17 protein-coding genes are annotated in these 22,063 nt (G+C 69.0%); 8 read left to right on the top strand and 9 right to left on the bottom strand.

Features of this window, described 5'->3' with window-relative positions; all coding sequences use genetic code 11:
- Window positions 1-65: 65 nt before the first annotated feature.
- Window positions 66-2,645: a circularly permuted type 2 ATP-grasp protein gene (locus tag AC3QLZ_RS05145; RefSeq protein ID WP_014238242.1), complete on the top strand. Its 2,580-nt coding sequence runs from the start codon at window positions 66-68 to the stop codon at window positions 2,643-2,645.
- 2 nt (window positions 2,646-2,647) lie between these two features.
- The gene (locus tag AC3QLZ_RS05140) at window positions 2,648-3,589 is read left to right on the top strand and encodes a transglutaminase family protein (protein WP_287873800.1); all 942 of its coding nucleotides are present in this window, start codon (window positions 2,648-2,650) and stop codon (window positions 3,587-3,589) included.
- 73 nt (window positions 3,590-3,662) lie between these two features.
- Here AC3QLZ_RS05140 and AC3QLZ_RS05135 read toward each other — a convergent pair whose 3' ends face one another.
- Window positions 3,663-4,130 carry an Lrp/AsnC family transcriptional regulator gene (locus AC3QLZ_RS05135; RefSeq protein WP_014238240.1) on the bottom strand — a complete coding sequence of 156 codons (468 nt, stop codon included), beginning with the start codon at window positions 4,128-4,130 and terminating at the stop codon, window positions 3,663-3,665.
- Between the two features lie 163 nt (window positions 4,131-4,293).
- Between AC3QLZ_RS05135 and leuA the strand changes: the two genes are divergently transcribed.
- Window positions 4,294-5,976, top strand: a complete 1,683-nt coding sequence (leuA, locus tag AC3QLZ_RS05130; protein WP_205229953.1) for a 2-isopropylmalate synthase — start codon at window positions 4,294-4,296, stop codon at window positions 5,974-5,976.
- A 75-nt stretch (window positions 5,977-6,051) separates the two neighbouring features.
- On the opposite strand, the gene rlmF is transcribed toward leuA, so the two are convergent.
- The 4 genes from rlmF to AC3QLZ_RS05110 all read right to left on the bottom strand — a co-directional run bounded on the left by rlmF (window position 6,052) and on the right by AC3QLZ_RS05110 (window position 9,771).
- Window positions 6,052-7,011, bottom strand: coding sequence for a 23S rRNA (adenine(1618)-N(6))-methyltransferase RlmF (rlmF, locus tag AC3QLZ_RS05125; protein ID WP_287873799.1), 960 nt, complete (start codon window positions 7,009-7,011; stop codon window positions 6,052-6,054).
- A 257-nt stretch (window positions 7,012-7,268) separates the two neighbouring features.
- Window positions 7,269-8,156, bottom strand: a complete 888-nt coding sequence (gene rsgA, locus AC3QLZ_RS05120) for a ribosome small subunit-dependent GTPase A (RefSeq protein WP_287873798.1) — start codon at window positions 8,154-8,156, stop codon at window positions 7,269-7,271.
- Complete coding sequence (locus AC3QLZ_RS05115) at window positions 8,153-8,488, bottom strand: 4a-hydroxytetrahydrobiopterin dehydratase (protein ID WP_014238236.1); 336 nt, start codon at window positions 8,486-8,488, stop codon at window positions 8,153-8,155. Before AC3QLZ_RS05115 ends, rsgA begins: the two co-directional genes overlap by 4 nt.
- A gap of 11 nt (window positions 8,489-8,499) precedes the next feature.
- On the bottom strand, window positions 8,500-9,771 hold the full coding sequence (locus AC3QLZ_RS05110; RefSeq protein WP_130458860.1) for a M48 family metallopeptidase: 1,272 nt from the start codon (window positions 9,769-9,771) through the stop codon (window positions 8,500-8,502).
- A 140-nt stretch (window positions 9,772-9,911) separates the two neighbouring features.
- Between AC3QLZ_RS05110 and orn the strand changes: the two genes are divergently transcribed.
- Both orn and AC3QLZ_RS05100 read left to right on the top strand, forming a co-directional pair.
- Window positions 9,912-10,457: an oligoribonuclease gene (gene orn / locus AC3QLZ_RS05105; protein ID WP_287873797.1), complete on the top strand. Its 546-nt coding sequence runs from the start codon at window positions 9,912-9,914 to the stop codon at window positions 10,455-10,457.
- A gap of 57 nt (window positions 10,458-10,514) precedes the next feature.
- Window positions 10,515-11,183: a c-type cytochrome gene (locus AC3QLZ_RS05100; RefSeq protein WP_232058827.1), complete on the top strand. Its 669-nt coding sequence runs from the start codon at window positions 10,515-10,517 to the stop codon at window positions 11,181-11,183.
- Window positions 11,184-11,293: 110 nt separating this feature from the next.
- Here AC3QLZ_RS05100 and AC3QLZ_RS05095 read toward each other — a convergent pair whose 3' ends face one another.
- From AC3QLZ_RS05095 to trxA, 4 genes are all read right to left on the bottom strand, one after another.
- Window positions 11,294-12,937 (bottom strand): ArnT family glycosyltransferase, encoded by a 1,644-nt coding sequence (locus AC3QLZ_RS05095; protein ID WP_287873796.1) that lies wholly within the window; start codon window positions 12,935-12,937, stop codon window positions 11,294-11,296.
- Window positions 12,938-13,039: 102 nt separating this feature from the next.
- Entirely contained in the window at window positions 13,040-13,255 is a 216-nt protein-coding gene (gene rpmE / locus AC3QLZ_RS05090) for a 50S ribosomal protein L31 (protein WP_014238231.1), read from the bottom strand.
- A 113-nt stretch (window positions 13,256-13,368) separates the two neighbouring features.
- Window positions 13,369-14,631 (bottom strand): transcription termination factor Rho, encoded by a 1,263-nt coding sequence (gene rho, locus AC3QLZ_RS05085; RefSeq protein WP_014238230.1) that lies wholly within the window; start codon window positions 14,629-14,631, stop codon window positions 13,369-13,371.
- A 301-nt stretch (window positions 14,632-14,932) separates the two neighbouring features.
- The gene (trxA, locus tag AC3QLZ_RS05080; protein WP_014238229.1) at window positions 14,933-15,259 is read right to left on the bottom strand and encodes a thioredoxin TrxA; all 327 of its coding nucleotides are present in this window, start codon (window positions 15,257-15,259) and stop codon (window positions 14,933-14,935) included.
- Window positions 15,260-15,489: 230 nt separating this feature from the next.
- Here trxA and fdxA point away from each other — a divergent pair, with 230 nt between their 5' ends.
- From fdxA to AC3QLZ_RS05065, 3 genes are read left to right on the top strand one after another with little or no spacing between them, the layout of a single operon-like run.
- Entirely contained in the window at window positions 15,490-15,813 is a 324-nt protein-coding gene (fdxA, locus tag AC3QLZ_RS05075) for a ferredoxin FdxA (RefSeq protein WP_014238228.1), read from the top strand.
- 15 nt (window positions 15,814-15,828) lie between these two features.
- Window positions 15,829-18,621 carry a PD-(D/E)XK nuclease family protein gene (locus tag AC3QLZ_RS05070; protein ID WP_492783447.1) on the top strand — a complete coding sequence of 931 codons (2,793 nt, stop codon included), beginning with the start codon at window positions 15,829-15,831 and terminating at the stop codon, window positions 18,619-18,621.
- The gene (locus AC3QLZ_RS05065) at window positions 18,614-21,955 is read left to right on the top strand and encodes a UvrD-helicase domain-containing protein (protein ID WP_492783446.1); all 3,342 of its coding nucleotides are present in this window, start codon (window positions 18,614-18,616) and stop codon (window positions 21,953-21,955) included. Before AC3QLZ_RS05070 ends, AC3QLZ_RS05065 begins: the two co-directional genes overlap by 8 nt.
- Window positions 21,956-22,063: the final 108 nt, after the last annotated feature.

Here is a 22,063-nt window from a genome sequence, read left to right as displayed (position 1 = left end):
CCCTCCCTGGAAAAAACCACCAGCGCGGCGCCCCTTTTCCCCGCCGCGCTTTTTTGCGGAACGCCATGGCGCGCACCCTTCTCTCCATCTATCCCGATTCCGCCGGCCGCTACGACGAAATGCTCGCCGCCGGCGGCGCGGTGCGTCCCCACTGGCAAGCCTTCTTTTCCCACCTGGACGCCGCCTCGCCGGAGCAGATGCGGGCCCGCCTGGCCTTCGTGCAGCGGCGCATCCAGGAAAACGGCGTCACCTACAACGTCTATGCCGACCCCAAGGGCACCGACCGGCCCTGGGAACTGGACCCCCTGCCCCTGATCATCCCCGCCGACGAGTGGCGCCAGCTCGCCGCCGCCGTGGCCCAGCGCGCCACCCTGCTCAACGCCGTCCTGGCCGACCTCTACGGCCCCCAGGACCTGCTGGCCTCGGGCCTGCTGCCGCCGGCCCTGGTGTACGGCCACGGCGGTTTCCTCTGGCCCTGCCGCCAGGTGCGTCAGCCCGGCGACACCTTCCTCCATTTCTACGCCGTGGACCTGGCCCGCTCGCCGGACGGCCGCTGGTGGGCCATCGCCGACCGCACCCAGGCCCCCTCCGGCGCCGGCTATTCCCTGGAAAACCGGTTGATCGTCTCCCGGGTCTTCCCCGACCTCTTCCGCGACCTGAAAGTGGAGCACCTGGCCGGCTTCTTCCGCAGCGTCCAGGAGAGCCTGGCCCACTACGCCCCGGACAGCGGCGAGGGCGGCGAGCCGCCCCTGATAGTGCTGCTCACGCCCGGGCCCTACAACGAAACCTACTTCGAGCACGCCTACCTGGCCCGCTACCTGGGCTTCCCCCTGGTGGAAGGGCCGGACCTGACGGTGCGGGGCGAGACCGTCTTCCTCAAGACCCTCACCGGCCTGAAACGGGTGCACGCCATCCTGCGCCGCCAGGACGACGACTTCTGCGACCCCCTGGAGCTGCGCGGCGATTCCGCCCTCGGCGTGCCCGGCCTGCTGCAGGCGGTGCGGGCCGGCCGGGTGCTGGTGGCCAATGCCCTGGGCAGCGGCGTGGTGGAGTCGGGGGCGTTGCCGGGCTTCCTCCCGGCCATCTGCGAGCGCCTCCTGGGGGAACCCCTGCAGATGCCCTCGGTGGCCACCTGGTGGTGCGGCGAGGCGCCGGCCCTCAAATACACCAGCGAACACCTGGACCAGCTGGTGATCAAGGCGGCCTTCCCCGGTCGCCGCTTCGACCCCATTTTCGGCGCCGACCTGAAGGGTGCCCAGCGGGAGCAGCTGCTGGCCCGCCTGCAGGCCGAGCCCCAGGCCTACGTGGCCCAGGAGCTGGTGCAGCTGTCCCAGGCCCCCACCTGGAGCCGCAGCCACGAGCGGCGCCTGCTGGCCCGGCCGGCGGGGCTGCGGGTCTATGCCGTGGCCACGCCCCAGGGCTACCAGGTGATGCCCGGCGGCCTCGCCCGGGTGGCCGGCGGTGCCGGTGCCCGGGTCATTTCCATGCAGCGGGGCGGCGCCTCCAAGGACGCCTGGGTGCTGTCCGACGAGCCGGTGTCCACCTTCAGCCTGCTCAAACCCTCCATCGGCGCCCGGGACGTGGTGCGGGGCGGTCGCAGCCTCTCTTCCCGGGTGGTGGAAAACCTCTTCTGGCTGGGCCGCTATTCGGAACGCTGCGACCACACCAGCCGCTTCCTGCGGGTGGCCCTGACCCGGCTCATCGACGCCGGCGGCGAGCCGGGGCCGGAGCTGTTTGCGGCCCTGGCGGTGGGCGAGGCCATGGGCCTGCTGCCGCCCCGGGACGAGGCCGGGGAACAGGCGGCGGCCCGGCCGCCGGCCCCGCCCCCGACCCTGGCCGAGCGGCTGACCCGGGCGGTCTTCGACGATGCCTGGGATACCGGCCTGGCGGCGGGCCTGAAGCGCCTGCAATGGTCCGCCACTCAGGTGCGGGAGCGCCTCTCCATGGACCACTGGCACGCCATCAACCGTCTCAATCACGACATGCAGGCCAGCAAGGAAAGCCGGCCCGAGCCCGGCGAGACCCTGGCCTGCCTCGACCAGGCCCTGCTCTCCTGCGCCTCCCTGGCCGGCTTCACCATGGACAACATGACCCGGGACGACGGCTGGCGTTTCCACGTGGTGGGCCGCCGCCTGGAGCGGCTGCACTTCCTGGCCTCGGCCATCGCCGGCTTCCTCGCCCTGGAGGGCAAGGACCGCTCCCAGGGCCAGGGCGGCCTGGAGTGGCTGCTGGAGCTGGCCGACAGCACCATCACCTACCGCTCCCGCTACCTCTCCCAGCCCGAGCTGCTGCCGGTGATCGACCTCCTGGTGCTGGACGAGGACAACCCCCACTCGGTGGCCTTCCAGGCCCAGGTGGTGGGGCGCTACCTAGGCCGCCTGCAACAGTCCCTGGGCGGCGGGGCCGGGGAGGCCGGCGCCCCCTTCACCGACGACCTGGAACTGCTGTTGGCCCGCCTGCGCAGCGTGGACCTCTCCCGCTTCCAGGGCGACGTCTGCGGCGACTGCATCGGCTGCAATGCCTGCGAGGACCTGGCGGCCGTGCTGTGGGCCCTGGCGGCGGCGGTGCGGGAGCTTTCCGACCGCCTGGCCATGCGCTACTTCACCCACGTGGGCGACGTCAGCCATCAGACGGTGGCGGCCTGAACATGCCCTTGCACGATCCTGTTCCGGCCCTGGAGGCGCTCCTGGCGGCGGCCTACCGCATCACCCACGCCACCGAATACCGCTACGGCGCCCCGGTGGCCCTCTCCCAGCAGCTGCTGCACCTGACGCCCCGGCCCCTGCCCTGGCAGACGGTACGGGAACACCGGCTGGAGGTGGAGCCCCTGCCGTCCCTGCGCCTGGAGCGCTGGGACGCCTTCGGCAATCCGGTCACCCAGCTGGCCTTCGACGGTCCCCACGACAGCCTCACGGTGCGGGCCGAGACCGAGATCGAGGTGCTGCCCCGCTTTGCCGGCGAACTGCCCCCGGGCCAGCCCTGGGAAGGCTGGCGCCAGGCCCTGGTGTACCGGGGCGCCCTGCCGCCGCCGGCGGAACTGCTGGAGGCGGTGCAGTTCGCCTTTCCCTCTCCCTTCGTCAGTCTGGGGCCCGCCTTCGCCGCCTATGCGGCGCCGTCCTTCACCCCCGGCCGGGGCCTGCTGGCGGCGGCCCGGGACCTCATGGGGCGCATCCATGCCGAGTTCGAATTCGACCCCCAGGCCACCAGCGTCGCCACCCCGGTGGCCGAGGTGCTGGCCCGGAAGCGGGGCGTCTGCCAGGACTTCGCCCACCTCATGCTGGCCTGCCTGCGCTCCCTCGGCCTGCCGGCCCGTTACGTCAGCGGCTACCTGCTCACCGAGCCGCCCCCGGGCAGCCCCCGGCTGATCGGGGCCGACGCCTCCCACGCCTGGGTTTCCCTGTTCTGTCCCGGCCTGGGCTGGGTGGATCTGGACCCCACCAACGACCTCATTCCCGACAGTCGCCACATCACCCTGGCCTGGGGCCGGGACTTCGGCGACGTTTCCCCCATGCGCGGCGTCATCCTGGGCGGCGGCGCCCACGAGCTGGAGGTGGCGGTGACGGTGCTGCCCCTGGCTGCACCGGCCTAGCCGCCGCAGCCATTGATAAAAAAAGAAGGGGCCCTCGGGCCCCTTCTTTTTTGCCCCGGGCGGGGCTAGGGCCTCAGGCGGCCACGGCCAGGGTGTTGCGGTCGATGACCCGGCGCAGGACGAAGCTGGTATGGACGCCGGTGACCCCGGCGATGCGGTTGATGCGGTTGAGCAGCAGCTCCTGGTAGGCGTCCATGTCCTGCACCGCCACCTTCAGCTGGTAGTCGGACTGCTGGCCGGTGATGAGCAGGCATTCCAGGACTTCGGGCACCTGGGCGATGGCCGCCTCGAAATTGGTGAAGCGCTCCGGCGTGTGCTGGTCCATGGAAATGCCGATCAGGGCCATCAGGGACAGGCCCAGCTTTTTCGCGTCCAGCTGGGCCCGGTAGCCGGTGATGAGGCCCGCCTCCTCCAGGGCCCGCACCCGGCGCAGGCAGGGGGAGGGGGAGAGGCCGATGCGGTCGGCCAGGTCCTGGTTGCTGATGCGTCCGTCCTCCTGTAGCAGCTGCAAGATCTGGCGGTCGTAGCGGTCGATTTCCATAAAATTCCCAGGGTTTGTGAATGTGTGAAATTATTATTGTTCAATAGGTGATTTATCGCAATTAAATTGCTGTAAATGTCATTTTCGGGCTGAAGAACGCAAGCACCTGCGGGGCCGGATTCTCTAACATTGCTCCATCGTTTGATTCATTCAGGAGCCCGCCATGTTGTCCAACCCGTCTAGCAAATATCGGCCTTTCGCCCCGGTGCAGCTCGCCGACCGCCAGTGGCCCAGCCGGGTCATCACTACCCCGCCGATGTGGATGAGCACGGACCTGCGGGACGGCAACCAGTCCCTCTTCGAGCCGATGAATGTCGAGAAGAAGATGCGCATGTTCAAGACCCTCTGCCAGGTGGGCTTCAAGGAAATCGAGGTGGCTTTCCCCTCCGCTTCCCAGACCGACTTCAATTTCGTGCGCAGCCTCATCGAAGACGGCCACATCCCCCAGGACGTGACCATCGAGGTGCTCACCCAGGCCCGGGAACACCTCATCCGCCGCACCATGGAGTCCATCAAGGGTGCCCCCCGGGCCATCGTCCATGTCTATAACGCCACCTCCCAGCCCTTCCGCGACTTCGTCTTCGGCATGAGCAAGGCCGAGGTGGTGGCCATGGCGGTGGAAGCCGTCACCCTGATCAAGCAGTTGGCCGCCGAGATGCCGGAAACCGAGGTGGTGCTCGAGTACAGCCCGGAAACCTTCACCGCCACCGAACTCGATTTCGCCCTGGAAGTGTGCGACGCCGTCACCGCCGCCTGGGGCGCCACCCCGGACAACAAGGTGATCCTCAACCTGCCGACCACGGTGGAAATGGCCACGCCCAACATCTACGCCGACCAGATCGAGTGGATGCACCGCCACCTGGCCCGCCGCGACAGCGTCATCCTCAGCCTCCATCCCCACAACGACCGGGGCACCGCCGTGGCCGCCGCCGAGTTGGGCCTCATGGCCGGCGCCGACCGGGTCGAGGGCTGCCTCTTCGGCAACGGCGAGCGCACCGGCAATGTGGACATCGTCACCGTGGCCCTCAACATGTACACCCAGGGCGTCCATCCCGGCCTCGACTTTTCCGACATCAACGCCGTCGCCCGTACCGTCGAACACTGCAACCAGTTGCCCATTCACCCGCGCCATCCCTATGTGGGTGATCTCGTCTTCACGGCCTTCTCCGGCTCCCACCAGGACGCCATCAAGAAGGGTTTTTCCGCTCAAAAGGCGGATGCGCCGTGGAACGTTCCCTACCTCCCCATCGATCCCGCCGACGTGGGCCGCAGCTATGATTCCGTGATCCGGGTGAATAGCCAGTCGGGCAAGGGCGGCATCGCCTACCTGCTGGAGACGGAGTACGGCGTGGTCATGCCGCGCCGCCTGCAGGTGGAGTTTTCCGGGGTGGTCCAGCAGTATGCCGACAGCCACGGCAGCGAACTCACCGCCGCCGACATCTGGCAGCTCTTCTGCCGTACCTACCTGGAACCGGTGGCGCCGGTGCATTACCGGGAGCACCACCTGTTCGAGCACGGCAGCGCCCAGGGCATCCGTCTCTCGGTGGACATCGACGGCACCGCCCACCTGCTCAGCGGCGAAGGCAACGGCCCCATCGATGCCGCCATCCACGCCCTGCGCGGCGCCGGCATGCAGGTCCAGGTGCGCAGCTACGAGGAGCGCTCCATGGCGCCGAGCCAGGACGGCGGCGAGGCCCGGGCCTGCGCCTTCGTCGAGATGGCCTGCGACGGCCGGGAGTTCTACGGCGTCGGCATTGACGGCAACATCGTCACCGCTTCCCTCAAGGCCATCGTCAGCGGCCTCAACCGCAGCGGCCAGCAGTTCCGCACCCACCAGGCGGCCTGAGGCCGGCGGCCATCGCCGCATGCAAAACGGGGCCCGCGGGCCCCGTTTTTTTTTCGTGCTGCCGGCGCGGCTGCCTTAGCCCCAGCGGGCCAGCATCCACTTCTGCCGCTCGGCCCGGCCGACGAAGCTCCACACCGCCAGGCGGCTCTGCTTCTGTCCCTGGCTCATGGCAATGATGCGGCTGGCGGTGGGCTTGACCTTGGCCAGGGCCGCTTCCACATGGCGCAGGTTTTCCGCCTTGGAGATGAGGGCGGAGAACCACAGGGCCCGCTTGGGGATGCCGGCGCTCTGCTCGATCAGGCGGGTGAGGAAGGCCCGTTCGCCGCCGGGATACCACAGCTCGTTGTCCTGGCCGCCGAAGTTGGAGCCGCCCTTGCCCTGGGTCTGGCCCAGGTTCTTCTGCTTGCGCTCGCTGGCGAAGCGGGCGTCGGCGGCGGAGGCGTGGAAGGGCGGGTTGCACAGCGTCAGGTCGAACTTCTCGCCGGAGCGCAGCACGCCGACGAAGATGTTGTCCGGCACCGGCTGGTGGCGCAGCTCGATGGCGCCGGCCAGGTGCTCGTTGGCGGCGACGATGCGGGCCACGTTGTCCAGGGACTTCTGCTCCGTATCGACGCCGACGAAACGCCAGCCGTATTCGGCGTGGCCGATGAGGGGATAGACGCCGTTGGCGCCGACGCCGATGTCCAGCACCCGCACCCGCTCCCCGGTGGGGATGCGGCCCTCGTTGCCTTCCGCCAGCATGTCGGCCAGGTGGTGCAGCAGGTCGGCCCGGCCCGGGATGGGCGGACACAGGTAGCCGGGGGGGATGTCCCAGCCGGAAACGCCATAGTCCGCTTCCAGCAGGGCCTTGTTGAGGGCCTTGACCGCCTTCGGGTTGGCGAAGTCGATGCTGGGGCTGCCGGCGGGCGTGGTGACGATAAAGCGGGCCAGCTCGGGCGTGATGGCCGCCAGGGTGGCGAAGTCGTAGCCGTGGGCGTGGCGGTTGCGCGGATGCAGGCCGGGCTTGGGGCTGGCGGGGGCGGCGGGATTGGTCATGGGCGATGGGCGGTGAGAGAGGGGGCGAGTATCCCACGGATCGGCGACGGCGCCGGGGAAAGGGTGGGGAAGGCCATGAATGGCCGTTGGGCTGGCGGCGGCAAGAGAGGTGATCGGTTTGAAGCGGGATTTCCGGCCGGGGCGGCGGTTCGGCGGCGGGCCCGGATTCTACCGATACCACCGCCAGGACGCCCGTCCCGCCTGCCTTTCCGTCATGGCATGCCCGGGATGGCCGTCCTGCCTGGCCCCTGGCCTGCCTAGCTGCTGGCGCCCTGGTACAGGGTGCGGAACACGGCCCAGCGGCGCGGGTCGATCTGGCCTGCTTCGAGGGCGCTGCGCAGGGCGCAGTCCGGCTCCCGGTCGTGGCGGCAGTCGCGGAAGCGGCATTGGCCCAGATGGGGCGCCAGTTCGGCGAAGGCGTGCTCGATGTCGCTGCGGGAGAGGTGCCGCAGGCCGAAATCCTGCAGGCCGGGGGAGTCGATCAGGTCGCCGGCTTCGGGCTTGGCCGGGTCCAGGTGATAGAGGCGGGCGTGGGTGGTGGTGTGCTTGCCCGAATCCAGGGCTTCGGAAATTTCCCGGGTGGCGGCGCGCGCTTCGGGAATGAGGGCGTTCACCAGGGTCGATTTGCCCATGCCGGACTGGCCCACCAGCAGGCTGGTGTGGCCGGCCAGGAGCGGGCGCAGGGCCTCGGCCCCGTGCAGGGCGGAAAGCTCCAGCACCGGCACGCCGAGGGCGACGAAGGGGGCCAGGGCCTGGCGGGCCGGGGCGATCTTGTCCGCCAGGTCGCACTTGTTGAGGATGATGCGGGCGGCCACGCCCTGGTCCTGGGTGGCCACCAGGGTGCGGCAGACCAGCTCGAAGCTGAAGCCCGGCTCGGTGGCCACCACGATCAGCACCTGGCTGACGTTGGCGGCGATGAGCTTCTGCCGGTATTCGTTGGAGCGGTAGAGTAGGGAACTACGCGGCGTGATGGCCTCGATGGCGCCCTGGTCCTTGGCCGGACGGCTGATCTCGACCCGGTCGCCGCAGGCGATGTCGCTCTTCTTGCCCCGGGGGAAGCACAGCAGGGTTTCCCCGCTGGCCAGTTCCACCATGTACTGGCGGCCGTGGGCGGCCACCACCTGACCTGGGATGCGCTCGCTCATAGGGCCGCCAGCGCTTCGATCTTGGCGGCGCAGATGAAGTCGTTGCGGGAGAGGCCGCCCACGTCGTGGGTGCCGTAGGTGACGCGCACGGTGTTGTAGTTCACTTGCAGTTCCGGGTGATGGTTTTGCCGTTGGGCCAGCCAGGCGACGCCGTTGGCGAAGAGCATGGCCGCCTCGTAGCCGGTGAAATGGAAAGTCTTGGCGATATGGCCGTCCTCCCGGCTCCAGCCGGGCAGCAGGGGCAGCAGCATGGCCACCGTGGCGTCGTCCAGCCGGTGCTGGGGGCCGGAGAGGTGACGGCAGGTGTCGCGGGCCAGATCGTCCAGAAGCATGGCGCTTTCCTTCAGGCGGTTGCCCCGGCGCCGGTCCGGCGCTGGCTCAGGCGGGTGATGTGAGCGATGCGCAGGGCGGCGGGCGGGTGGGAATCGTAGAACAGGGAATGGAGCGGGTCCGGGGTCAGGGTGCTGGCGTTGTCCTCGTACAGCTTGACCAGGGCGGCCACCAGCTGCTCGCCGTCGGCGTGCTCCACCGCGTAGGCGTCGGCCTCGTATTCGTGGCGGCGGGAGAGCAGGCTGGAAAGGGGCGTCAGCAGGAAGGTGAACACCGGCGCCACCATGAAGAAGAGGATCAGGGCCAGGGCAGTGTTCCGGGCCGAGACGCCGAGACCGGCATAGAACCAGGGCGCTTCCATGAGCTGGCCGAGGAGCCAGAGGAAGCCCAGGGACATGGCAAAGAGCAGGGCGATGCGCTTGACGATGTGGCGCCGCTTGAAATGGCCCAGCTCGTGGGCCAGCACCGCTTCGGCCTCCACCGGGGAGAGGCGGGAGAGCAGGGTATCGAAGAAGACGATGCGCTTGTTTTTGCCGAAGCCGGTGAAATAGGCGTTGCCGTGGGCGCTGCGTTTGGAGCCGTCCATGACGAAGAGGCCGGAGGCGGCAAAGCCGCAGCGGGCCAGCAGGGCCTCGATGCGGGATTTCAGCTCGCCCGCTTCCAGGGGCGCGAACTTGTTGAAGAGGGGGGCGATCCAGGTCGGGTAGATGAACAGCAGCAAAAGATTGAAGCCGGACCAGAAGAGCCAGACGTAGAGCCACCAGTTCTCGCCCATGGAGCCCATCAGCCACAGCACCGCCAGCACCACCGGGGCGCCGATGGCGGCGCCCAGCAGGGTGCTTTTGAGCAGGTCGGTGAGGAACAGGGCCGGGGTCATGCGGTTGAAGCCGAAGCGCTCCTCCAGCACGAACTGGCGGTACCAGGCGAAGGGCAGGTCGATGGCGCCGGAAATGAGGGTGACGCTGCCGATCAGGCCCAGGCCGTAGCCCAGGGGGCTGTCCGGCAGCCAGCCCTGCCACAGGCCGTGCAGGGCCTGGATGCCGCCGCCCAGGGTGAAACCGAGCAGGACCAGGGCTTCCAGGAGGGTGGCGGCCATGCCGAAGCGGTTGCGGGCCACGGTGTAGTCGGCGGCCTTCTGGTGGGCCTCCAGGGAGACGCGGGCGGAGAATTCGGCCGGCACCGCCCCGCGGTGGGCCTGGACGTGGGCGATCTGGCGCCGGGCCAGACCCAGGCGCAGGGCCAGGCTGAGGAGGAGGGCGGCGAGGAATACGAGGGTGAAGGTCACGGCAGGAAAGTCGTCTCGACAGGGAAAAAGCGGATTCGGGGCTGGTCCGGGGCAGGTTCGGCAGGCCGATGATGCAGGAAGGCAGTCAGCCGGCATGAAGCTGTGACAAAATAGAGGCTTCGCAAGTTTCTCCTCGGATTATGGCACAGGACGCAAACCACCTCGTCTGGCTGGACATGGAAATGACCGGCCTCAACCCGGACCAGGATCGCATCATCGAAATGGCCATGGTGGTCACCGACGTCAATCTCAACGTCCTGGCCGAGTCCCCCGTGTGGGCCGTGCACCAGGCCGAGGCGGTGCTGGACGGCATGGACGACTGGAACAAGAACACCCACGGCAAGTCCGGCCTGATCGACCGGGTGCGCGCGTCCGCCACCGACGAGGCCAAGGTCGAGGCCGAGGCCCTGGCCTTCATGGAACAGTGGGTGCCCCGCCGCGCCACGCCCATGTGCGGCAATTCCATCGGCCAGGACCGCCGTTTCATGGCCCGCTACATGCCGGCCCTGGAAGACTATTTCCATTACCGGAATCTGGATGTGAGCACCCTCAAGGAGCTGTGCCGGCGCTGGGCGCCCGAGGTGGCCCAGGGCTTCGCCAAGAAGGGCCTGCACACGGCCCTTTCCGACATCCACGAATCCATCGAAGAATTGCGGTACTACCGCGAAAAATTCCTGCGGGTCTGAGAATCCGCGGAAAAAACATTTACCACGTTGGGAGGAACAATGAGAAAAATTCTGGGAATGGCATTTCCCCTGCCCCTTGCCCTGAGCCTGTCCCTGGGTCTGCTGGCGGCGCCCGCGCACGCCGCGCCGCCCAAGAAGGAAGCCGCCCCGGCCCCCGCCGCCGCGCCGGCCCCGACCACGCCGGAAGAAAAGCTGGCGGCCATGAAGATCAACATCGCCGCCGCCGTCGCCGCCGGCAAGAAGGCCTCCTTCTTCTGCGCCAACTGTCACGGCGAGGACGGCAACAGCAAGTACCCGGAAGTGCCCAACCTGGCGGGCCAGAACCCGGCCTACCTGCTGGAGCAGATCCGCAAGTTCGGCTCCGGCCAGCGCAAGGATGAATTCATGCAGGGCCTGATCAAGGTGCTGTCCGACGACGAGCGGGTGCAGATTTCCCTGTTCTATTCCGAGTCCAAGGTGGTGCCGGGCAATGCGGATGCCGCCCTGGTGCGCCGCGGCCAGGATACCTTCGCCAAGCTGTGCGTGCGCTGCCACGGCGAGGACGCCCGCGGCAATGAGAAAATCGCCCGTCTGGCCGGCCAGCAGAAGGAATACCTGATCCGCTCCATCACCCGTTACCGGGACAAGACCGGCGAGCGCATCGATCCCCTGATGCAGATCGCCACCGCGCCCCTGACCAACGACGACATCAAGGCCGTGGCCGCCTACCTGACCACCAAGCGCTGAGCTGCTTCAGCCCGCGTCTGGCGCCGTCAAAAAGCCCGGGCCCCTCTCCTTTGCAGGAGCAGGGGCCCGGGCTTTTTCTTGTCTGGAAAAAGGCGATCCTTGCGGCGGCCTCAGCCGGCGCGGCGCTGGTACAGACGCAGCCTTTCCGTCTTGTCGCCGGGACGGGCCCCTTCCCAGACCCGTTCCCAGCCGGTGCCGGCGGTGCCGCTGCTCTTCACCGGCACCAGGGCCAGCATCCAGTCGCAGCGCTTGCCTTCGCTGCTGGCCAGGGGCAGGGGACGCAGGTCGCCGAAGATGTCGAGGGAGGCCTTCAGGGCCGGCGACAGTTCGCCCCGCACCGCGACGCAGCCGTGCTTGGTCGGCAGGGCCTGGGTCAGGCCGGCCACCACTGGGCGGTAGCTCTTGCCGTAGTCCACCCAGGGGAACCACAGGGCGGCCACCAGCCCCCACAGCAGGGTGACGCCGGCGGTCCAGTGGGTCAGGCCCCGGTAGGGCGAACGGGGCGAGGAGAAAATGAGCCAGAACCAGGCGGCGCTGAGGGCCAGGGCAAAGAGCACGGGGAACAGGGCGAAGCTGCCTTCGAAGCCCGGCGCCAGCTTGACGAAATTGCGGGCGATCTTGGGCGGCAGGCCGAAGACCATGGCGCTCCAGCCCAGCCAGATGAGGGCGGCGGCCACGGTGAAGGTCATCATGCCGAACCAGTCGAAAAGATTGGTGGCGCCCCGGCGCAGGGTCTTGATGCCGCCGGCGCCGAGCAGGGCCAGGGGGGCCAGCAGGGGCAGGGCGGCCACGCTCTTGGCATCCACCGTGCTGACCACGGTGAGGAAACTGGCGAGGAAGGCCGCCAGGGGCAGCAGCAGGGCCGGGGCGGGGGCTGCGGTCAGCCATTCCCGGCGCCGGGCCCACAGGGTCCACAGGGCCAGGGGCAGGGCCGGCCAGGCGTACCAGGGCAGCATGTTGAGCAGGACCAGGGCGTTGCGCCAGCCGGCTTCCAGACTGCGCAGCTGGGCCAGTTCGCCGTTCCACCAGACGCCGGCCTGGGCCGGGGTCAGCAGCACGGACCATAGCAGGGGACCGGTGGCGGCCAGGGCCAGGGACAGCAGCAACAGGGGGACGACCAGGGTTTTTCGCGGCGCCAGCCAGGGCAGCAGCACCAGGGGCAGGAGCAGACCGGGCAGGGCGGCCAGGCCGGCGGCGAGGAAGGCCGTCAGGGCGCCGCCGCCGAAGACCAGGGTGCCGCTCCAGGGGTGGCGCCGCAGCAGGGTGAGGCCGGCCAGGGTGGCGGCCTGGCCGGCGAGGAAGGCGATGGCCGGCTGGGCTTCGTGGCTATGCACCAGCAGGCCGATGCAGCCGGCCAGCAGCAGGGGGGCGGAGGCGCTTTCGTCGCGGCCATGCAGCTCCCGGCTGGCCAGGGCGAGAAAACCCAGGGTCAGGGCGGCATAGAGGGCGGTGGCCAGGCGCGCCCCGTCGAACCAGGGCAGCAGCCAGGCGAAGGCCTTGGCGGCCAGGGCCGCGGTCCAGTAGTAGAGCGGCATGGCGTCGGGCCAGGCATCCCGCCCCAGTTGCAGGACCAGGCCGCCGTCGCCCTGCAGCAGGCGCCAGACGATGCCCAGGTGGGTGGCGTCCTCGGCCTTCCACGGATCGTGGCCCACCAGTCCCGGCAGCAGGAACAGGGCGAGCAGCAGGAGCAGGGGCAGTCCCCGGAAAGGGACGGGGTAGCGCGTGGCGGGGCCGGGGAAGTGGCGGTCGATCATGGCCGATAGGTGACTGGAGGTAAGGGCGGTCAAAGCAAAAAAGGCAGCCCGTGGCTGCCTTTTTCATTGCGCGGCGCCAGGCGCCGGATCGTCCGCAGAAGCTTAGGCGGACTTGCGCAGGTTGCCGAACTTCTGGTTGAACTTTTCAACGCGGCCGGCGGTGTCCATGATCTTCTGCTTGCCGGTGTAGAACGGGTGGCAGGAGGAGCACACTTCCACGTTCAGGGGCTTGCCCATGGTGGACTTGGTGGTGAAGGTGGCGCCGCAGGAGCAGGTGACCTGGATGTCGTTGTATTCGGGGTGGATACCGGGCTTCATGGTGTGTCCTTTCGAGTCTCTTGGCCGGCGGTTGTGACCGGCCCCTGGAAAACGCGGGATTATCCCTGAACTTTCCAGTAGTTGCAAATGTTTTGTCGGGGCGCCGCCGGGCCTCAGCGGCCGCTGCGCATGGCGTCGAAGAACTCGGCGTTGGCCTTGGTGGCCTTGACCTTGTCCAGCAGGAATTCCATCGCTTCCAGGTCGTCCATGTTGTACAGGAGCTTGCGCAGCACCCACATCTTCTGCAGCACGTCGGGCTTCAGCAGCAGTTCCTCGCGGCGGGTGCCGGAGCGGTTCACGTTGATGGCCGGGTAGATGCGCTTCTCGGCCATGCGGCGATCCAGGTGGATTTCCATGTTGCCGGTGCCCTTGAACTCTTCGTAGATCACGTCGTCCATGCGGGAGCCGGTTTCCACCAGGGCGGTGGCGATGATGGTGAGGGAGCCGCCTTCCTCGATGTTGCGGGCGGCGCCGAAGAAGCGCTTGGGCTTCTGCAGGGCGTTGGCGTCCACACCGCCGGTCAGCACCTTGCCGGAGGCGGGCTGCACGGTGTTGTAGGCGCGGGCCAGGCGGGTGATGGAGTCGAGCAGGATGACCACATCCTTCTTGTGTTCCACCAGGCGCTTGGCCTTCTCGATGACCATTTCGGCGACGATGACGTGGCGGGTGGCCGGTTCGTCGAAGGTGGAGGCCACCACTTCGCCGCGCACGGTGCGCTGCATTTCCGTCACTTCTTCCGGACGCTCGTCGATGAGCAGGACGATCAGCTGCACGTCCGGATGGTTGGCGGTGATGGCGTGGGCGATGTGCTGCAGCATCACGGTCTTGCCGGACTTGGGCGGGGCCACCAGCAGGCCGCGCTGGCCCTTGCCGATGGGGGCGATCATGTCGATGACGCGGGAGGTGGTGTTCTCCTCGGCGCGGATCGGCCGCTCCAGGTGCAGGTGGGAGGAGGGGTGCAGGGGCGTCAGGTTCTCGAAGAGAATCTTGCTCTTGCACGCTTCCGGGGACTCGTAGTTGATCTTGTCCACCTTGACCAGGGCGAAGTAGCGTTCTCCGTCCTTGGGGGTGCGGATCTCGCCCTCGATGGTGTCGCCGGTATGCAGGTTGAAGCGGCGGATCTGGGAGGGGGAGACGTAGATGTCGTCGGTACTGGCCAGGTAGGAGGTTTCCGGGGAGCGCAGGAAACCGAAGCCGTCGGGCAACACTTCCAGGACGCCGTCGCCGAAGATGCTCTCGCCCTTCTTCGCATGCTTCTTGAGCAGGGCGAAGATCAACTCCTGCTTGCGCAGCCGGTTGGCGCCCTCGATTTCGTTGGTCGTCGCCATTTCCAGCAATTGGCTGACGTGGAGGTTTTTCAGTTCGGATAGATGCATGGCGTAGGGGGAGTGTCGAGTTTCAGGAAGGGCGGACGGAAGCCGCGTTGAAACGACAGGCAGTGGAAGGCAGACAGAGAAAGTGTCGGGAATCGAAGGTGCGGCGTGCGGGCCGGACCCGGTCAGGGCTGAAACGAAAACGGTCAGGGCGGGGGAGAGCGACGGTGCTTCTTGGCCCGGAGAACCCGGTGTGTTGCAGCCTGAAAGTCCAACCCTTAATCGCGCAGGTTTTTAGTGTTCGTATGCGCTAGGCGCCCTGGTGCGGCGCGGCCGGAACTTTCAGGCAGGCAGCCTAAAGACTTTACAGGTTGCTGTCAATAAAGGCGGTGAGCTGGGACTTGGAGAGGGCGCCGACCTTGGTGGCCTCGACGTTGCCGCCCTTGAACAGCATCAGGGTGGGGATGCCGCGGATGCCGTACTTGGCCGGGGTCTTCTGGTTGTCGTCGATGTTCAGCTTGGCCACCTTGAGCTTGCCGGCGTATTCGGTGGACACCTCGTCCAGGATCGGGGCGATCATCTTGCAGGGACCGCACCATTCGGCCCAGTAGTCCACCAGCACGGGTTGCTCGGACTGAAGAACTTCGGCCTCGAAGCTGTCGTCGGTGACGTAATGGATGTGTTCGCTCATGGAAAAAGCCTCGTTGGGAATCTAAGTCTTTGGAGATTGGGGGAAATGTGTCCGGCGCCGGAAGGGGCGGACAGGTTGGAACGGGCCTATCCTAACGAAAAACCACGGGCATGGGAAGTTGCCGTAAACTTCGTCTCCCGGGAATCCGGCGCCACGGCCCGACTTCAGGCGAAGGCCGGTTGCGTCTGGCAATTCCCGATTCCGCATGCCGATATTATTTCGAGATTCCCATGGCCTACGTCGTCACTGAAAACTGCATCCGCTGCAAGTACACCGATTGCGTCGATGTCTGCCCCGTAGACTGCTTCCGCGAGGGGCCCAACTTCCTCGCCATCGACCCCCAGGAATGCATCGACTGCTCCCTGTGCGTGGCCGAGTGCCCGGCGGAGGCCATCTTCGCCGAGGACGACGTGCCCGTGGAACAGCGGCACATGATCGAACTCAACGCCGAGCTGGCCCGCCAGTGGCCGGCCATCACCCAGCGCCAGCCGGCGCCGGCGGATGCGGACGAGTGGAACGGCAAGCCGGACAAGCTCAAGCTGCTGCAACGCTGAGCCGGGTCCGCCTCGATGTCCGCCCTGCAAATCCTGCCCCTGCCCGCCGGCCCCGGTTTTCTGCCGGCCGTGGCCCAGGGCGTCCTGGCCCTGGGCGCCGAGCGCGGCCTGGGCCTCAACCTGGCGTCCCTGCACGTCTGCGTCCCGGGCCTGCCCCTGGCCTCCCTGTTGCGCCGGGAGCTGGGCAGGGTGGCCGCCCAGCCCCTGCTGCTGCCGGTGTGCGACACCCTGGCCCGCTGGGCCGGGACCCAGGTGCTGCAGCCGGCCCCCCTGCCGGAGAGCGAGCGCCTGCTGCTGCTGCGGGCCGCCCTGGCCGAGCGCCGCTGGTTCGAGGAAGGCGCCCTGTGGGGCGTGGCCGGGGAGATGGCGGCCCTCTTCGACGAACTCACCGAGAATGCCCTGGCCCTGCCGGCGGACGAAGCCGCCTTCGTCGCCGAGCTGGAGGCGGCCTACGCCATCCGCCACAGCGTGCCCCTGGCCTTCGAGGCCCGGGTGGTGCATGAACTGTGGCGGGTCCTGGCCGGCCTGGGCCGGCCCGACGGCCCAGGCGCCTACGCCCTGCAACTGGCCCGCCTCGCCGAGGCTGCCGCGGCGCCCCTGGTGGCGGTGCTGGACGGTCCGCCGGAAACGGCCCTGAAGCCGGCGGAAAAGGCCTTCTACCAGCGCTACGCCGAGCGTCAGCCGGTGTTCCTCTACTACCCCATGCCGCGGCAGCAGGATGAAGCGCCTCTGATGCGCACCCTGGCCGCCGCCTGGCCCTTGCCCGATCCGGCTCAGGAGATGGCGCCCCTGCTGGAACGGGCCCACGCCCTGCCGGCCCGGGTACCCGCCAGCCCCCTGGCCGAGCGCCTGCAGATACTCGCCGCCCGGGGTCGGGAACAGGAGGCCCGGGGCGCTGCCGCCCTGGTGCTGCAATGGCTGCAGGAGGGCAAGCGGCGCATCGCCCTGATCGCCCAGGACCGCCTGGTGGCGCGCCGGGTGCGGGCCCTGCTGGAGCGGCGCGAGGTGCTGGTGGCGGATGAGACCGGCTGGAAGCTGTCCACCTCCCGGGCCGGCGCCGTCCTCGACGGCCTCCTGGAGACCGTGGCCGGCGCCGCCTATTACAAGGACGTGCTGGACCTCTTGAAGTCCCCCTTCCTCTGCGACGACCTGCGGGACAACGCCCGCAAGGGTGCCGTCTTCGCCCTGGAGCAGGCGGTGCGCCGGGGCGGCGTCAAGGCCGGCCTGGCCGGCATGCGCCGGGTGCTGCAGGCCGTGGATCAGCCCACCGCCGCCCAGGAGCGGGCCCTGGCCCTGCTCGATCGTCTGGAAGCGGCCCTCAAGCTGCTGGCCAGCCGCGATGCCACCCTGCCCGACTGGATCGCCCGCCTGGAAAAGGCGGTGGACGCCCTGGGCGCCCGCCAGCGCCTGCTCAAGGATGCCGCCGGGGCGGTGATCCTGGACCTGCTGGCCCAGCGCCGGGAGGAACTGGCGGAGAGCCGGGACCGCTTCCCCTTCCACGTTTTCCGCGACTGGCTCAACCGGGAGCTGGAAAGCGAAGTCTTCCGCGACCTCTCCATCGACAGTCCGGTGCTCATGACCCACCTGGCCGCCACCCGCCTGCGGCCCTTCGAGGCCGCCGTGTTGCTGGGCGGCGATGCGGGGCGCCTCAAGCCCGCCGAGCCGGCTGCCGCCTTCTTCAACCAGAGCGTGCGCCAGGAACTGGGCCTGCCCACCCGGGCCGTGGCCCAGGAACGCCTGCGTGCCGACCTGGCCCTGCTCCTGGCCAGCGTGCCCCAGGTGGCGGTGACCTGGCAGGAGGAACGGGACGGGGAACCCCAGTTGTTAGCGCCGGAGCTGGACCGCCTCGCCGCCCTGCACCGCTTCGCCTGGGGGAGCAGCCTGCAGGGCGCCGTGGCCGCCCTGGCCGATCCGCCGGAAGGCGACGAGGCCCGTCCCGGCCCCACCCGGCGGCCGGCGCCGGTGCTGGCGCCGGAGGCGGTGCCCCTCAAGTATTCGGTCAGCGCCTACACCGCCCTGGTGGGCTGCCCCTACCGCTTCTTCGCCCGCCACGTGCTGCGCCTCAACGAGCTGGACGAGGTCAGCGAGGAAATGGAAAAGCGGGACTACGGCCTGCTGGTGCACGAAGTGCTGGAACGTTTCCATAAACAATACCCGGTGCTGACCCCGGTGCCCGAGGCCGAAGCCCTGGCGGCCCTGCAGGCGCTCACCCGGGAGGTCTTCGCCCGGGCCCTGGCCGACAACTACCTGGCCCTGGGCTGGCGCCTGCGCTGGGAAAAGCGCCTCGCCGCCTATCTCGTCTGGCAGCGCCAGCGGGAGGCCGAGGGCTGGTACTGGCACGACGCCGAAACCAAGCAGAGTCGCCTCTTCCCCCTGGCCGACGGGGCCCAGGTGGAACTGCACGGCCGCATCGACCGCACCGATACCGGCCCCGACGGCTATTCCCTGCTCGACTACAAGACCCGCAGCCGCCAGGCCATCAAGTCCGGCCTGGAAGAGGACCTGCAGCTGGCCGCCTACGCCGCCCTGGTGGGCGAGGACGCGGAAGAGGCCGCCTACGTGGTGCTGGACGACGACAAGGTGGAAGCCCTCTCCGCCAGCGACGACCTGCAGGCCGACGCCCAGGCCCAGGCCGCGCGCCTGGTGCGGACGGTGCAGGCCATGCGGGCCGGCGCCTCCCTGCCGGCCCACGGCGTCGCCGCCCTGTGCACCTATTGCGAAATGTCTGGCCTGTGCCGCTACGAACATGTGGATGACATGAACGACGGCGTGAATGCCAGTGCCCCGGGGGAGCCCCGCCATGACTGATCCCCGCCAACTGGTGCTGGACGCCCTGGACCCCCGCCGTTCGGTGGTGGTGGAAGCCTGCGCCGGCAGCGGCAAGACCTGGCTGCTGGCTTCCCGCATCGTGCGTCTGCTGCTGGAGGGCGCCGCCCCCGGCGACATCCTGGCTATCACCTTCACCCGCAAGGCGGCCCGGGAAATCGAGGAGCGGGTCATGGGCTGGCTGCGGGACCTGGCGGCCATGCCCGATGCCGAGGCCACTGTTTTCCTTGCCGAGCGCGGCATGACAGCGGACGCCGGCCTGCTGCGCCGGGCCCGGGGCCTCTACGAGCGGGTGGCGGACGCCCAGCCGCCCCTCTCGGTGTACACCTTCCACGGCTGGTTCCTCCAGCTCATCGCCGCCGCGCCCCTGGTCTCCGGCCTGGCCGGCAGCAGCCTGGTGGAATCCACCGGGCGCCTGCTGGAAGAGCTGTGGCAGAACTTCGCCGCCGAACTGCAGGTCGATCCCGAAGGCGAACTGGCCGGCCATTTCACCGCCCTGCTGCAGGGCGCCGGCCTGGACAGCACCCGCAGCCTGCTGATGCGCCTGGTGGCCCGCCGCGCCGAATGGCTGGCCTATACGGGAGGCACCGAAAACGGCGTCGCCCATGCCCTGGAGCGGCTGCAACAGCTGCTCGGCGTCGGCGAACCGGGGGAGGGCCTGGAGGCCTTCTTCGCCCCGGGCTGGGAGGCCGACTACCACGCCTACCTGGGCTTTCTCGAACAGAGCGAAACCAAGACCGACCAGGCCCTGGTGGCGCCCCTGCGCGCCGCCCTGCAGCCGGGCGCGGCGCCGGAAGCGGCCTTCGCGGCCCTGGGCAGTGTGTTGCTGACCCAGACCGGCACCCTGCGCTCGCGCAAGCCCTCCGGCGCCCTCGACAAGCGCTTCGGCAGCGACGGCGCTGCCCGCTTCCTCGACCTGCACCAGCGTCTCGGCCAGTCCCTCCTGGCCACCCGGGAAGTGCTGCGGGCCGAACAGATTCTCGAGTTCAACCGCCACGGCCTCAGCCTGGGCGCCGCCTTCCTCGAGCGCCTGGAAAAGCACAAGCAGGCCCGCCGGCTGATCGACTTCGTAGACGCGGAATGGCAGGTGCTGCAACTGCTGCAGGACGAGGGCCACGCCGCCTTCCTGCAGGCCCGCCTGGACGCCCGCTACAAGCACATCCTGCTGGACGAGTTCCAGGACACCAACCCCCTGCAATGGCAGATCCTCCTGGCCTGGCTCGATGCCTATACCCATGGCGACGGTGGCGAGGCGCCCCGCCTGTTCCTGGTGGGGGACCCCAAGCAGTCCATCTACCGTTTCCGCCAGGCCGAGCCCCGGCTTTTCGCCACGGCGGCGGATTTCCTCGAACACAACTTCGGCGCCCGCCGCCTGGCCCAGGACGCCACCCGGCGCAACGCCCGGTCGGTGGTGGAGGTGGTCAATGCCCTCTTCAGTGTCGAGCCCGCCTTCACCGGCTTTCGCCCCCAGAGTTCCCTGGCCGGGCAGTTGCCGGGCCGGGTGGAGCTGCTGCCCCTGGTGAGCCTGGCGGAAGAGGAGGAGCAAAGCGCCGGCACCGCCCTGCGCGATCCCCTCACCACCCCGGCGACGGAAGCCAGGGACCCGCGGCGGGACGAGGAGGCGGCCCGCCTGGCAGCACGTCTGCAGCAGTTCATGGCCACGCTGCGGGTCAAGGAAGGGGAGGGCGAACGCCCGGCCCGCTGGGGCGACGTCATGCTGCTGGTGCGCAAGCGCACCCAGCTGGCCGCCTACGAGCGGGCCCTCAAGGCCGCCGGCATCCCCTATCTGGCGGCCTCCCGGGGCGGCCTGCTGCAGACCCTGGAAGCCCGGGACATCGCCGCCCTGTTTGAATTCCTGGTACTGCCCTCCGCCGACCTGGCCCTGGCCCAGGTGCTGCGCACACCCCTCTTCGCCGTGGGCGACGAGGACCTGCTGCAACTGGCCGCCGCCGGCCCCGGCCCCTGGTGGGAACGCCTCATGGGCCTGGCCAACCGGGGCGAGGCGAGGCCGCGCCTGGCCCGGGCCTTCGCCCTGCTGGACGGCTGGCTGAAGGCTGCCGACGTGCTGCCGGCCCACGATCTGCTGGACCGGGTCTTTCACCAGGGCGAGCTGCTGGCCCGCTACCGGGAAGCCGTACCGGCGGCCCTCTGGCCCGGGGTGGAAGCCAATCTGCTGGCCCTGCTGCAACTGGCCCTGGACCTGGACGGCGGCCGCTACCCCAGCCTGCCCCGCTTCATCGACGAGCTGTCCCGCCTGCGCGATGCGGATGCCGACGAGGCACCGGACGAGGGCATCGTCGAAGGTGACAGCAACGACGGCCAGGGCCGGGTGCGCATCCTCACCATCCACGCCGCCAAGGGCCTGGAAGCGCCCGTCGTCTGGCTGCTCGACGCCAATGCCGAGGGCGGCGGTCCCGCCGACGCCTGGAGCCTGCTGGTGGACTGGCCGCCGCAAGCGCCCCGGCCCGAGCACCTTTCCCTCTACGGCATCAAGGCCGACCGGGGGGCGGCCCGGGAGCCCCTGTTCGAGGGCGAGGCGAAGCTGGCGGAGCGGGAGGAACTGAACCTGCTCTACGTCGCCGTCACCCGGGCCAAGCAGGTGTTCGTCGCCAGCGGCAGCGCGCCGAAGAAGGGCGACTCTCCCGAGAACAGTCCCTACCAGCGCCTGGCCCGGGCCCTGGCTGCCCTGGGGGCGACGGCGGACGAGGCCGGCACCCTGGCCTACGGCGATCTTTCCCTGGATGCCATGGCCGGGAGTCAGGCGGGAAGCCAGTCTTCGCCGGGTCTGCCTGAACAATGGCGTCCTGCGCCGTTCCTGGCGGTGGAGCCCGTGGGCGAGCGGCGCCTGGGGCCGGGGGAGGACGCCCTCTTCGGCATCCTCCTCCACGGCTGCCTCGAGCGCCTTACCGCCGGCCTTGCCCTGGAGCCTGACTGGTGGCGCAAGGTGGGCGGCGCCACAGCCAGCGAAGCCGGCGGCGAGGAAGCCGAGGCCGCCGCCCGGCGCCTGATGGCCCGGCCCGAGCTGGCCTTCCTGCTCGACCCGTCCCTGGTGGCCCGCAACGAGGCCGAGATCAGCAACGCCGAAGGCCAGGTGAAGCGGGTCGATCGTCTGGTGGAAACGCCGGAGGCGGTGTGGGTGGTGGATTACAAGAGTTCCCGCGCCGACACCAAGCGCCTGGCCGAGTACCGCCGCCAGGTGGCGGAGTACCGGGAACTGCTGACGCCCCTCTATGGGCAGAAGCCCGTACGCGCCGCCCTGGTATTCGGCGACGGCACCCTGCTGGAGGTGCAAGAAATGCTGTCCGATTTGGGGTAAACGCCACTTTCCCTATTGCAGGGGATGAACTAACATCCGATCACTAATCCGGGTCCGGCCCTCCCCAGGTGCCGGAGACAATGAGACAGCGACGACAGCGAACATAAG

This window comes from Azospira sp. MPR-LB4 (assembly GCF_058809525.1).
This window is presented reverse-complemented; position numbering and strand designations above follow the sequence as displayed.

Coding starts and splice junctions, on each gene's coding strand:
- AC3QLZ_RS05095 (WP_287873796.1), bottom strand. CDS start 12,937: ATGATCGACCGCCACTTCCCCGGCCCCGCCACGCGCTACCCCGTCCCT.
- AC3QLZ_RS05115 (WP_014238236.1), bottom strand. CDS start 8,488: ATGCTTCTGGACGATCTGGCCCGCGACACCTGCCGTCACCTCTCCGGC.
- orn (WP_287873797.1), top strand. CDS start 9,912: ATGGCACAGGACGCAAACCACCTCGTCTGGCTGGACATGGAAATGACC.
- rho (WP_014238230.1), bottom strand. CDS start 14,631: ATGCATCTATCCGAACTGAAAAACCTCCACGTCAGCCAATTGCTGGAA.
- AC3QLZ_RS05135 (WP_014238240.1), bottom strand. CDS start 4,130: ATGGAAATCGACCGCTACGACCGCCAGATCTTGCAGCTGCTACAGGAG.
- fdxA (WP_014238228.1), top strand. CDS start 15,490: ATGGCCTACGTCGTCACTGAAAACTGCATCCGCTGCAAGTACACCGAT.
- rlmF (WP_287873799.1), bottom strand. CDS start 7,011: ATGACCAATCCCGCCGCCCCCGCCAGCCCCAAGCCCGGCCTGCATCCG.
- AC3QLZ_RS05145 (WP_014238242.1), top strand. CDS start 66: ATGGCGCGCACCCTTCTCTCCATCTATCCCGATTCCGCCGGCCGCTAC.
- rpmE (WP_014238231.1), bottom strand. CDS start 13,255: ATGAAGCCCGGTATCCACCCCGAATACAACGACATCCAGGTCACCTGC.
- AC3QLZ_RS05065 (WP_492783446.1), top strand. CDS start 18,614: ATGACTGATCCCCGCCAACTGGTGCTGGACGCCCTGGACCCCCGCCGT.
- AC3QLZ_RS05140 (WP_287873800.1), top strand. CDS start 2,648: ATGCCCTTGCACGATCCTGTTCCGGCCCTGGAGGCGCTCCTGGCGGCG.
- leuA (WP_205229953.1), top strand. CDS start 4,294: ATGTTGTCCAACCCGTCTAGCAAATATCGGCCTTTCGCCCCGGTGCAG.
- rsgA (WP_287873798.1), bottom strand. CDS start 8,156: ATGAGCGAGCGCATCCCAGGTCAGGTGGTGGCCGCCCACGGCCGCCAG.
- AC3QLZ_RS05100 (WP_232058827.1), top strand. CDS start 10,515: ATGGCATTTCCCCTGCCCCTTGCCCTGAGCCTGTCCCTGGGTCTGCTG.
- AC3QLZ_RS05070 (WP_492783447.1), top strand. CDS start 15,829: ATGTCCGCCCTGCAAATCCTGCCCCTGCCCGCCGGCCCCGGTTTTCTG.
- trxA (WP_014238229.1), bottom strand. CDS start 15,259: ATGAGCGAACACATCCATTACGTCACCGACGACAGCTTCGAGGCCGAA.